Source organism: Streptomyces niger (assembly GCF_000718305.1).
Taxonomy (GTDB): Bacteria; Actinomycetota; Actinomycetes; order Streptomycetales; family Streptomycetaceae; genus Streptomyces; species Streptomyces niger.
This window is the reverse complement of the sequence record NZ_JOFQ01000011.1, coordinates 266,652-278,410: the sequence shown is the minus strand read 5'-3', so window position 1 is coordinate 278,410 and position 11,759 is coordinate 266,652. Positions and strand designations below refer to the sequence as shown.

Below are 11,759 nucleotides of genomic sequence, written 5' to 3'. Positions count from 1 at the left end.
TGGTTCAGCCGTAGACGAGGCGGCGCAGCTGACGTATCGAGAGCTCGGGCGGGGCCACGGCGCGGTGCGGCAGCTCGTGGGCGATCCGCTCGAAGATCGCGTCGTTGCGCAGGCCCTGGCCCTGCAGTTCGCGGTGTCTGCGGCGAACGAACACCTCGGTCGTCTCGTCGAAGTACGCGAGGACGTCCTGGATCACCCGGACCGCCTCGCCGCGCTGCAGCGGCGTACTGCGTACCAGGTGTTCTACAAGGTCCTCGTGGGACGGACGGCGATCGAGCACCTGTCGATACTGCGGTGCCAGGCGCGCTTTCGCAAGAAATCTGCCCGATATCGGGCAGGCGTGTCGCCGGGCCGCCCGAGAGAGCCCGAGTGGAAGTGGTCCACACCTTGACCGCCGGTGTGACGCACGGTACGCAAGGTGAGCGTTCGGTTGCTCCATGCCATGCACGACGCCATGTCATGCACGAAGCTCGCCGAAGGGATCACCCGTGTCACTCGTGAGACCGCACAGATTGCTCTGCTCCCTCCTCCTGGTGGCCGCGGCCGGCCTGGGCACGGCGGGCGCGACGCCCGCCGCCGCACGGCCCGCCGCCGACCCCGTGCCGCTGGACCGCATCGTCCCGGCGCCGGTCTCGGTCCGCCCGGCCCCCGGCGTGCACCGCCTCACGGAGCGGACCGCCATCCGCGTCCCCGGGGCCACCGGCGAGACGAAGCGGGTCGCCGCGTACCTGGCGGACGTGCTGCGCCCCTCCACCGGCTACGCGCTCCCCGTCACCGCAAGGGGCGGCGACGGTATCGTCCTCCGGCTCGCCGCCAAGGCGCCGGAGATACGGAAGCTGGGCGCCGAGGGCTACCGGCTCACCGTCACCGGCCGCGCCGTCACCCTCACCGCGGCCCGCCCGGCCGGCCTCTTCCACGGCGTCCAGACGCTGCGTCAGCTGCTGCCCGCGGCGGCGGAGCGGCGCACGGCGCAGCCCGGCCCCTGGACGATCGCCGCCGGCACGATCACGGACACCCCGCGCTACGCCTACCGCGGCGCGATGCTGGACGTCTCCCGCCACTTCTTCTCCGTGGACAAGGTCAAGCGCTACATCGACCAGCTCGCGCTCTACAAGATCAACAAGCTGCACCTGCACCTCTCCGACGACCAGGGCTGGCGCATCGCGATCGACTCCTGGCCCCGGCTCGCCACGTACGGCGGCTCCACGCAGGTCGGCGGCGGCCCCGGCGGCTACTACACGAAGGCCGACTACAAGGAGATCGTCCGGTACGCGCAGAGCCGCTACCTCACCGTCGTCCCCGAGATCGACATGCCGGGCCACACCAACGCGGCCCTCGCCTCGTACGCCGAGCTGAACTGCGACGGCGTCGCCCCGCCGCTCTACACCGGCACCGAGGTCGGCTTCAGCTCCTTCTGCGTGCCGAAGCCGGTGACGTACGACTTCGTGGACGACGTCATCCGCGAGCTGGCGGCCATGACCCCCGGCCCGTACCTCCACATCGGCGGGGACGAGGCGCACTCCACCAGCCACGAGGACTACGTCACCTTCATGAACAAGGTGCAGCCGGTGGTCGCGAAGTACGGCAAGACGGTGATCGGCTGGCACCAGCTGACCGGCGCCACGCCGATCAAGGGTGCGGTGGCGCAGTACTGGGGCTACGACGCGACGGGTGCGGCCGAGAAGGCACAGGTCGTCGACGAGGCGAAGAAGGGCACGAAGCTGGTGCTGTCGCCCGCCGACCGGGCCTACATGGACATGCAGTACACCAAGGACACCCCGTGGGGGCTGCACTGGGCCGGGTACGTGCCGGTCGAGCGGTCCTACGACTGGGACCCCGGTACGTACCTCGCGGGGGCGCCGGCCGGCTCGGTCCTCGGCGTGGAGGCCCCGCTGTGGTCCGAGACGCTCTCCGAGAGCGCGCAGGTCGAGTACATGGCGTTCCCCCGGCTTCCGGGGATCGCGGAGTTGGGGTGGTCGCCCGCGAGCACGCACGACTGGGACCGGTACAAGGTGCGGCTCGCGTCCCAGGGCCCGCGCTGGGACGCGATGGGCATCACCTACTACCGGTCGCCGCAGGTGCCGTGGCCCGCGGAGTGAGGGCTCACGGGGTGCTGGTCAGAACCCCAGCTCCCGCGCGATCAGCATGCGCTGGACCTCGCTGGTGCCCTCGCCGATCTCCAGGATCTTGGAGTCGCGCCACATGCGGGCGACCGGGTACTCGTTCATGAAGCCGTAGCCGCCGTGGATCTGGGTGGCCTCACGGGCGTTGGTGACCGCGATCTCCGAGGAGTACAGCTTCGCCAGCGCGGCCTCCTTCTTGAAGCGCTCGCCGTGCACCAGGCGGGAGGCCGCGTCCCGCCAGGCCAGCCGGGAGGTGTGGGCGCGCATCTCCATGTCGGCGAGTTTGAACTGTATGGCCTGGTTCTCCCCGATCGGCTTCCCGAAGGACCTCCGCTCCTTCGCGTACCGCACCGACTCGTCCAAGCAGCCCTGCGCGAGCCCGGTGGCCAGTGCGGCGATGGCGATCCGGCCCTCGTCCAGGATGCGCAGGAACTGGGCGTAGCCGCGGCCCTCCTCGCCCAGCAGGTTGGCGGCCGGCACGCGCACGTCGGAGAAGGACAGTTCGCGCGTGTCGGAGGCGTTCCAGCCGACCTTGGAGTACGGGGCCGCGACCGTGAAGCCGGGGGTGCCGGCCGGCACGATGATCGCGGAGATCAGCGGGCGCACGCCGGAGGAATCAGGCACAGCCTTGTGGCCGGTGACGGCCGTGACCGTGACCAGGCCCGTGATGTCCGTGCCCGAGTTGGTGATGAAGCACTTGCTGCCGTTGATCACCCACTCGTCGGTGGCCGCGTCCAGCCGCGCGGTGGTCTTCGTGCCGCCCGCGTCGGAGCCGGCCTCCGGCTCGGTCAGCCCGAACGCGCCCAGCATCTCGCCCGAGCAGAGCCTGGGCAGCCAGGTCCGCTTCTGCTCCTCCGTGCCGAAGTGGTACAGCGGCATGGCGCCGAGCGAGACGCCGGCCTCCAGGGTGATCGCCACCGAGGAGTCGACCCGGGCCAGCTCCTCCAGGGCGATGCCGAGCGCGAGGTAGTCGCCGCCCATGCCGCCGTACTCCTCGGGGAAGGGCAGCCCGAAGAGGCCCATCCGGCCCATCTCGCGCACGATCTCGTAAGGGAACTGGTGGTTCTCGTAGAACTCGCCGATCTTCGGCGCGACGACGTCGTGGGCGAACGCCTCGACCGTGGTGCGCAGTTCCTCCAGCTCGGAGGGGAGGCGGTGGTCCAGTGACATGGGGGTCACTCCTTGTGGGAGTCGAGGGAGTCGGGGGAGCCGAGGGACGCGGAGAGCGCGCGGACGGTGCGGGACGGGCTCGGCCGGCCCAGCCGCTCCGCCATCCAGACGCTGGTGGCGGTCAGCCGCTCCAGGTCGACCCCGGTCTCGATGCCGAGGCCGCGGAGCATCCACACCAGGTCCTCGGTGGCGAGGTTGCCGGTGGCGCTCTTGGCGTACGGGCAGCCGCCCAGGCCGCCCGCCGAGGCGTCGACGGTGGTGACGCCGTGCTGCAGCGCGGCCAAGGTGTTGGCCAGCGCCTGTCCGTAGGTGTCGTGGAAGTGCACGCCGAGCACGTCCGTGGCAACGCCCGCTTCGTTCAGGGCGGTGAGCAGGGCGGTGACGTGGCCGGGCGTGGCGACGCCGATGGTGTCGCCGAGGCTCAGTTCATCGCAGCCCTGGTCCAGCAGCGCGCGGCAGACCCGGACGACCTGGGGGACCGGCACGGGGCCCTCCCAGGGGTCGCCGAAGCACATGGAGAGGTAGCCGCGTACGTGCGCGCCCGCCTCCTTGGCGCGGGCGACGACCGGCGCGAACATCGCCAGCGCCTCGTCCACCGTGCGGTTGAGGTTGGCCTTGGCGAAGGACTCGGTGGCGCTGCCGAAGACCGCGATCCGGTCCGCGCCCAGCGTCAGCGCCCGGTCCAGGCCGCGCTCGTTCGGCACGAGGACGGGCAGCCGCACCTCGGGCGCGAGGTCGCGCACCGCCGGGATTAGCCGCTCGGCGTCGGCCAGTTGGGGCACCCACTTGGGGTGCACGAAGCTGGTCGCCTCGACGGTGTCCAGGCCCGCGGCGGCCAGCCGGCGGACGAACTCCGCCTTGATCTCCGTCGGGATCACCGTCTGCTCGTTCTGCAGCCCGTCCCGCGCGCCCACTTCGTGGATGCGGACGCGTGCGGGCAGCCCGGGCGCGGGTACCGGCATCGGCAGTCCTGGTGTCATCGCCGGTCCTCCTCCGGCTCGTCGGGGGTGATCACGGCCAGCACCTGGTCCATGGCGACCGTGCTGCCCGGTGTCACGTCGAGTTCGGCGACGGTGCCGGCGTGCGGCGCGGCGATGACGTGCTCCATCTTCATCGCCTCCACCACCACCAGGCCCTGTCCGGCCTCGACGCGGTCGCCGACCGCGGCCTTGACCACCGTGACCGTGCCGGGCATCGGCGCGGTGAGGGAGTCGGCGCCGTGCGCGCCGGCCGCGCCCGCGAGGGTGGCCGCCACCGGGTCGTGGTCCTGCACGTGCCAGGCGTCGCCGTCCCGGCCGAGCCAGTCCCCGGCCCGTACGAAGGTGTGGCGTACGCCGTCGACGGTGACGGCGACCCGGTCCGCGGTGACCCGGCCCTGCCCGGCGGAGCGGACCGGCTCCTGGCCCGGCACCCGCAGCCAGAAGGCGGGCGGGGCCGCCTCACCGCCCAGCCGCCAGCCGCTCGGTACGGAGAACGGGTCGGTCCAGCCGTCGCCGGCGGCGGCCGGCGCCAGCGCGGCTCGCCGCACGGCCGCGCCCGCCGCGTACACCTCCTCGGGCACGGCCCCGTCGACCAGGCCGTCCACCTCGCGCTCCACCAGACCGGTGTCCAGCTCCCCGGCGACGACCGCCGGATGGGCCAGCAGCCGGCGCAGGAAGCCGGTGTTGGTGGGCACCCCGAGGATGACCGTGTCGGCGAGCGCGGCCCGCAGCTTGCGCAGCGCGGTCGCCCGGTCGGGCCCGTACGCGATCACCTTGGCGAGCATCGGGTCGTACAGCGAGCCGACCTCCGTGCCCTCCGAGAGCCCGGAGTCCGTCCGCACCCCGTCGCCGGCGGGCTCGTGCAGCGCGAGGACCGTGCCGCCGGACGGCAGGAAGCCGCGGGCCCCTTCCTTGACGGACACGGTTTCCGCGCAGATCCGGGCCTCGACCGCGTGCCCGGTGAGGGTGATGTCGTCCTGGCCGTACGGGAGTTCCTCGCCGGCCGCGACCCGCAGCTGCCACTCGACCAGGTCCAGGCCGGTGATCAGCTCCGTCACCGGGTGCTCGACCTGGAGGCGGGTGTTCATCTCCATGAAGTAGTACGAGGCGGGGTCGTCGCCGGGGACGATGAACTCGACCGTGCCCGCGCCCACATAGCCGCACGAGCGCGCCGCTTCCACGGCGGCGGCGCCCATCGCGGCGCGGGTCGCCTCGTCCAGCAGGACGCTCGGCGCCTCCTCGATGATCTTCTGGTGGCGGCGCTGGAGCGAGCACTCGCGCTCCCCGAGGTGGATCACGTTGCCGTGGCCGTCCGCGAGCACCTGGATCTCGATGTGGCGCGGGCGGTCGACCCAGCGCTCGACGAGAAGGGTGTCGTCGCCGAAGGAGCCGCGGGCCTCGCGCCGGGCCGCCGCGATCTCGTCCGTGAGCAGCGCCTCGTCGCGCACCAGCCGCATGCCCTTGCCGCCGCCGCCGGCGGACGGCTTGAGCAGGACCGGCATGCCGATCTCCCGCGCCGCGGCGGCCAGTTCGGCGTCGGTCAGGCCGCTGCCGGAGGAGCCCGGCACGACCGGCACGCCGGCCGCCCGCACGGTCTCCTTCGCGCGGATCTTGTCGCCCATCAGCGAGATGGCGTCGGCGGACGGGCCGATGAAGGCCGGCCCCGCGTCGGTGACCGCGCGGGCGAACGCGGCGTTCTCCGCGAGGAAGCCGTAGCCCGGGTGGATGGCCTCCGCGCCCGTGCGGGCCGCCGCTTCGAGGAGGCGCTCGATGGAGAGGTAGCTCTCCGTCGCGGGCGGGGGGCCGATGCGGACGGCGGTGTCCGCCTCGCGTACGTGCCGGGCTTCGGCGTCCGCGTCGCTGAAGACGGCGACCGAGCGGATGCCCAGGGACCGGAGGGTGCGGATGACGCGGACCGCGATCTCGCCGCGGTTGGCGACCAGGACTGTGCTGAACATGGTGGAGGTCCTCACATCCGGAAGACGCCGAAGGCGGGGTCGGTCAGCGGGGCGTTGGCGCAGGCGGTGAGGGCCAGACCCAGCACCTGCCGGGTCTCCATCGGGTCGATCACGCCGTCGTCCCAGAGCCGGGCCGTGGCGTAGTAGGCGTTGCCCTGCGTCTCGTACTGCTCGCGGATCGGCGCCTTGAAGGCGTCCTCCGCCTCCGCGGGCCACTCCTCGCCGCGCGCTTCGAGCTGGTCGCGCTTGACGGTCGCGAGGACCGAGGCGGCCTGCTCGCCGCCCATGACGGAGATCTTGGCGTTCGGCCACATCCACAGGAAGCGGGGGGAGTAGGCCCGGCCGCACATGGAGTAGTTGCCCGCGCCGTACGAGCCGCCGATCACGACGGTCAGCTTGGGCACGCGGGTGCAGGCCACCGCCGTGACCATCTTGGCGCCGTGCTTGGCGATGCCGCCCGCTTCGTAGTCCTTGCCGACCATGAAGCCGGAGATGTTCTGCAGGAACACCAGCGGGATGCCGCGCTGGTCGCACAGCTCGATGAAGTGCGCGCCCTTCTGGGCGGACTCCGAGAAGAGGATGCCGTTGTTGGCGACGATGCCGACCGGGTGGCCGTGCAGGTGCGCGAAGCCGGTGACCAGCGTCTGGCCGTACTCCGCCTTGAACTCCGCGAAGCGCGAGCCGTCGACGAGGCGGGCGATGACCTCGCGGACGTCGTAGGGGGTGCGGGAGTCGGTGGGGACCATGCCGTACAGCCCGGCCGGGTCGGCCTTGGGCTCCTCCACCGTCCGTACGCTCCAGGGGAGCGGGGCGCGCTCGCCGAGGGTGCCGACGATCGTGCGGACGATGCGCAGGGCGTGCGCGTCGTCCTCCGCGAGGTGGTCGGTGACGCCCGAGGTGCGGGAGTGCACCTCGCCGCCGCCCAGCTCCTCGGCCGTGACGACCTCGCCGGTCGCGGCCTTCACCAGCGGCGGGCCGCCGAGGAAGATCGTGCCCTGGTTGCGGACGATCACGGCCTCGTCGCTCATCGCGGGGACGTACGCGCCGCCCGCCGTGCAGGACCCGAGGACGGCGGCGATCTGCGGGATGCCGGCGCCGGACATCCGGGCCTGGTTGTAGAAGATCCGCCCGAAGTGCTCGCGGTCGGGGAAGACCTCGTCCTGCATGGGCAGGAAGGCGCCGCCGGAGTCGACCAGGTAGACGCAGGGGAGGCGGTTCTCCAGGGCGACCTCCTGGGCGCGGAGGTGCTTCTTCACGGTCATCGGGTAGTACGTGCCGCCCTTGACCGTGGCGTCGTTGGCGACGATCACCACCTCGCGGCCCGAGACCCGGCCGATGCCCGCGATCACGCCGGCCGCCGGCGCTGCGCCGTCGTACATCCCGTCCGCCGCCAGCGGGGCCAGCTCCAGGAAGGGTGAGCCCGGGTCCAGCAGGCTGTCCACCCGGTCCCTGGGCAGCAGCTTGCCGCGTGCCGTGTGCCGTGCCCTGGCCTTCTCGCCGCCGCCCTGCCGGGCCGCCGCGAGCTTCGCGCGCAGCTCGTCCACGAGCGCGCGGTGCGCGGCCTCGTTGGCCCGCCAGGAGTCGGCCGCGGGGTCTTCCCCCACGCTCGACTGCGCTCGCGCGGGGGCACCCCCATCGTCCCCCAGTACCGGAGCCTGCTCCATCGTCGCACCCGCCCCTTGTTAGTGGTCGTTAACACGATTGCGTTCAGGTTAACGAGCACTAACCCGCCTGTCTACAATTGGAGCCATGAGCAGCACGAAGGCCCCCGCCGCCGTCAGCCGTCGCGAGCAGATCCTCAAAGAGGCCGCGCGGCTCTTCGCCGAGCGCGGCTTCCACGGCGTCGGCGTGGACGAGATAGGCGCCGCGGTCGGGATCTCCGGTCCCGGCCTGTACCGCCACTTCGCCGGCAAGGACGCGATGCTCGCCGAGCTGCTGGTCGGGATCAGCGAGCGGCTGCTGGACGGCGGCCGGCTGCGGGTCGCCGACGGCGGCGAGAGCGCCGAGCAGGTGCTGCACGCGCTGATCGAGGGGCACATCGACTTCGCGCTGGACGACCGCCCGCTGATCACCGTCCACGACCGGGAGCTGGACCGGCTGCGCGAGGCGGACCGCAAGCGGGTCCGCCAGCTCCAGCGCCAGTACGTCGAGCTGTGGGTCGAGGTCGTCCGCGAGGTCTACCCGGCCTGCACGGAGTCCGAGGCGCGGGCCGCCGTGCACGCCGTCTTCGGCCTGCTGAACTCCACCCCGCACCTGAGCCCGCGCGCCAGCCTGCCGCCCCGCTCGTCCACGGAGGCCCTGTTGAAGCGGTTGGCGCTGGGCGCGTTCGCCGCGGCGGCCGACCCGGACCGCGCCGTGGCGAGGTGATCGGGGTCGCTTTCTTGAACCCTGGACAGTCGGCGTAACCGACCGGTAGCTTTCGCTGAGCAAGCGCTTAGCCAGCGTAGTGAGTCGGAATGTCCAGGAGGCGGCTGTGAAGCGGACGGTATTCAACGAGGACCACGAGGCGTTCCGGGACACCATCCGCGCCTTCATCGAGGCCGAGGTCGTGCCGGTCTTCGACGAGTGGTTCCAGGCCGGGCAGGTGCCCCGCGAGTTCTACTACAAGCTCGCCGAGCTGGGCCTCTTCGGCATCAACGTCCCCGAGGAGTTCGGCGGCGCGGGCCTTGAGTCGCACAAGTTCGAGGCCGTCCAGTACGAGGAGACCGCCCGCGCGGGCGTGAACTTCGGCGGCTCCGGCGTGCACGTGCTGCTCGCCCTGCCCTACATCAAGATGCTCGCCACCGACGAGCAGAAGAAGCGCTACCTGCCGAAGTTCGTCTCCGCCGAGGAGATGTGGGCCCTGGCGATGACCGAGCCGGGCACCGGCTCCGACCTCGCGGGCATGAAGACCACCGCCAAGCGCTCCGAGGACGGCACGCACTACGTCCTCAACGGCGCCAAGACCTTCATCACCGGCGGCGTGCACGCCGACCGCGTGATCGTCTGCGCCCGTACCTCCGCGCCGAAGGAGGACGACCGCCGCTTCGGTATCTCCCTCTTCGCCGTGGACACCAAGTCCGAGGGCTACTCCGTCGGCCGCAAGCTGGACAAGCTGGGCCTGAAGACCTCCGACACCGCCGAGCTGGCGTTCGTCGACGTGAAGGTGCCGGCCGAGGACCTGCTCGGCGAGGAGAACAAGGGCTTCTACTACCTCGGCAAGAACCTCCCCTCCGAGCGCTGGGGCATCGCCTACGGCGCGTACGCGCAGGCCAAGGCCGCCGTCCGGTTCGCGCAGCAGTACGTGCAGGACCGCACCGTCTTCGGCAAGACCGTCGCGTCCTTCCAGAACACCAAGTTCGAGCTGGCCGCCTGCCAGGCCGAGGTGGACGCGGCCGAGGCCGTCGCCGACCGCGCCCTGGAGGCCCTGGACGCGGGCGAGCTGACCGCGGCCGAGGCCGCCTCCGCCAAGTTGTTCTGCACCGAGGTCGCGCACCGCGTCATCGACCGCTGCCTCCAGCTGCACGGCGGCTACGGCTACATGAACGAGTACCCGATCGCCCGCCTGTACGCGGACAACCGCGTCAACCGCATCTACGGCGGCACCAACGAGGTCATGAAGTCGATCATCGCCAAGTCGATGGGCCTCTGAGGCCCCTTCTCCGACGTCCATGAACGACGCACTGGAATCCCTCCTCGATCTGCTCACCCTGGAGCAGATCGAGGAGGACATCTACCGCGGGCAGTCCCGGCCCGCCGTGGTCCCCCGGGTCTTCGGCGGGCAGGTGGCGGCCCAGGCGCTGGTCGCGGCGGGCCGTACGGTCCCCGCCGAGCGGCCGCCGCACTCCCTGCACGCGTACTTCCTGCGCCCCGGTGACCCCGGCGCGCCCATCGTCTACACCGTCGACCGGATCCGCGACGGCCGGTCCTTCACCACCCGCCGGGTCGTCGCCGTCCAGCACGGCCAGCAGATCTTCCACCTCACCGCGTCCTTCCACGCGCACGAGGAGGGCATGGAGCACCAGGAGCCGATGCCGGCCGTGCCGGACCCGCTCACGCTGCCCACCGCCGCCGAGATGCTGCCGCGCTACGCGGACCGGTTCGTCGGCGAGGGGGTCGCGCAGCGGCTGCTGGAGGCGCGGGCCGCGGTGGACCTGCGGTACGTCGAGGAGCCGCCGTTCGCCACCGCGGGGCAGGTGCGCGAGCCCCGCTCGCAGGTCTGGTTCCGCACCCAGGGCAAGCTCGACGGCGACCCCGGCATCCCCCGGCCGCTCCTGGACATCTGCCTGGTCACCTACGTCTCCGACATGACGCTGCTGGACTCGGTGCTGCTCGCGCACGGGCGCGGCGGCTGGGCCGTCGGCGACGTGGTGGGCGCGAGCCTGGACCACGCGATGTGGTTCCACCGCCCGCTGAAGGCGGACGAGTGGCTGCTGTACGACCAGGAGTCGCCGACCGCGCAGGGCGGCCGCGGCCTGGGCAAGGGGCGCATCTTCACCGCCGAGGGACAGCTCGCGGTGTCGGTGATCCAGGAGGGCGTGATCCGCGCGCCGCGGTGACAAAGCGGGCATACTTCCGCCTTGTGGACAGCGTGCAGACCGAGGCGGCGGAGGACGGTACGGGCGAGAGCACCGGCACCGTCCTCGTCGCAGCGGGAGCCAACCTCGGCATCGCCGCCGCCAAGGCCGTGGGCGGCATGATCAGCGGGTCCAGCGCGATGCTGTCCGAAGCCGCGCACTCCGTCGCCGACACCGTCACCGAACTGCTGCTCCTCACGGCCCTGAAGCGCAGCGCGAAGCCGGCGGACGAAGACCACCCGCTCGGTCACGGCCAGGAGCGGTACATCTGGGCCCTGCTCGCTTCCGTCGCCACCTTCGTGGGCGGCGCGGTCTTCTCCGTGTACGACGGCATCCACACCTTCCTGCACGGCGAAGAGCCGGGCGACCCGCTGGTCTCCTACGTCATCCTCGCCGTCGCCTTCCTCCTGGAGGGCTACTCGCTGCGTACCGGCATCCGGCAGGCACGCGCCGCGGCGGCGCGCTTCGGGGTGGGCCTGCGCCGGTATGTGCGGCACACCCCCGACACCGCCGTGAAGGCGGTGGTGATGGAGGACTCCGCGGCGCTGGCCGGGCTGCTGCTGGCGGCGGGCGGCCTGCTGGGCGGGCAGCTCACCGGCTCGGGGGTCTGGGACGGCGTCGCCGCGGTCCTCATCGGGCTGCTGCTGGTGTACGTCGCCTGGGTGCTGGGCCGCAGCAACGCCCAGCTGATCATCGGGCGGTCGCTCCCGCCGGCGATGCGGGACGCGGTACGGGAGCGACTGCTGGCCGTGCCGGACGTGGTGGCGGTGCTGGAGCTGGTCACCGTCGTGCAGGGGCCGGACGAGGTGCTGGTCGCCGCGAAGGTCGACTTCCGCGACCTGGCCACCGCGGCGGAGGTCGAACGGTCCTGCGAGGAGGCCGAGCGGTCCCTCCGTGCCCGCTTCCCCGCCGTCCGCCGGGTCTTCCTGGACCCGACGCCGGGCAGCGGGCAGCGGGCCCCGTAAGGGCGCC

The 11,759-nt window shown here is 72.1% G+C and carries 10 protein-coding genes; 5 read left to right on the top strand and 5 right to left on the bottom strand.

What is annotated here, in order from left to right; translation table 11 throughout:
• Positions 1 to 4: 4 nt before the first annotated feature.
• The gene (locus IF20_RS22145; RefSeq protein ID WP_052867002.1) at positions 5 to 280 is read right to left on the bottom strand and encodes a hypothetical protein; all 276 of its coding nucleotides are present in this window, start codon (positions 278 to 280) and stop codon (positions 5 to 7) included.
• A 217-nt stretch (positions 281 to 497) separates the two neighbouring features.
• Here IF20_RS22145 and IF20_RS22140 point away from each other — a divergent pair, with 217 nt between their 5' ends.
• Positions 498 to 2,099: a beta-N-acetylhexosaminidase gene (locus IF20_RS22140; RefSeq protein ID WP_052867001.1), complete on the top strand. Its 1,602-nt coding sequence runs from the start codon at positions 498 to 500 to the stop codon at positions 2,097 to 2,099.
• Positions 2,100 to 2,117: 18 nt separating this feature from the next.
• Here the strand turns inward: IF20_RS22140 and IF20_RS22135 are convergent, their stop codons facing one another.
• Genes IF20_RS22135 through IF20_RS22120 form a run of 4 tightly spaced genes read right to left on the bottom strand, consistent with a single transcriptional unit; the run spans position 2,118 to position 7,895 of the window.
• Positions 2,118 to 3,287 (bottom strand): acyl-CoA dehydrogenase family protein, encoded by a 1,170-nt coding sequence (locus tag IF20_RS22135; protein WP_052867161.1) that lies wholly within the window; start codon positions 3,285 to 3,287, stop codon positions 2,118 to 2,120.
• A gap of 11 nt (positions 3,288 to 3,298) precedes the next feature.
• Positions 3,299 to 4,273 carry a hydroxymethylglutaryl-CoA lyase gene (locus tag IF20_RS22130; RefSeq protein WP_052867000.1) on the bottom strand — a complete coding sequence of 325 codons (975 nt, stop codon included), beginning with the start codon at positions 4,271 to 4,273 and terminating at the stop codon, positions 3,299 to 3,301.
• Positions 4,270 to 6,231 carry an ATP-binding protein gene (locus IF20_RS22125; RefSeq protein WP_052866999.1) on the bottom strand — a complete coding sequence of 654 codons (1,962 nt, stop codon included), beginning with the start codon at positions 6,229 to 6,231 and terminating at the stop codon, positions 4,270 to 4,272. The genes IF20_RS22130 and IF20_RS22125 overlap by 4 nt, the downstream gene beginning before the upstream one ends.
• A gap of 11 nt (positions 6,232 to 6,242) precedes the next feature.
• The gene (locus IF20_RS22120) at positions 6,243 to 7,895 is read right to left on the bottom strand and encodes a carboxyl transferase domain-containing protein (RefSeq protein WP_407702537.1); all 1,653 of its coding nucleotides are present in this window, start codon (positions 7,893 to 7,895) and stop codon (positions 6,243 to 6,245) included.
• Positions 7,896 to 7,980: 85 nt separating this feature from the next.
• On the opposite strand from IF20_RS22120, the gene IF20_RS22115 reads away from it, so the two are divergent.
• The 4 genes from IF20_RS22115 (at position 7,981) to IF20_RS22100 (ending at position 11,752) form a co-directional block, all read left to right on the top strand.
• Entirely contained in the window at positions 7,981 to 8,598 is a 618-nt protein-coding gene (locus IF20_RS22115; RefSeq protein ID WP_052866997.1) for an SACE_7040 family transcriptional regulator, read from the top strand.
• 106 nt (positions 8,599 to 8,704) lie between these two features.
• On the top strand, positions 8,705 to 9,862 hold the full coding sequence (locus tag IF20_RS22110; protein ID WP_052866996.1) for an acyl-CoA dehydrogenase family protein: 1,158 nt from the start codon (positions 8,705 to 8,707) through the stop codon (positions 9,860 to 9,862).
• Between the two features lie 19 nt (positions 9,863 to 9,881).
• Positions 9,882 to 10,769 (top strand): acyl-CoA thioesterase, encoded by an 888-nt coding sequence (locus IF20_RS22105; RefSeq protein WP_052866995.1) that lies wholly within the window; start codon positions 9,882 to 9,884, stop codon positions 10,767 to 10,769.
• A 23-nt stretch (positions 10,770 to 10,792) separates the two neighbouring features.
• Positions 10,793 to 11,752 (top strand): cation diffusion facilitator family transporter, encoded by a 960-nt coding sequence (locus IF20_RS22100; RefSeq protein ID WP_052866994.1) that lies wholly within the window; start codon positions 10,793 to 10,795, stop codon positions 11,750 to 11,752.
• Positions 11,753 to 11,759: the final 7 nt, after the last annotated feature.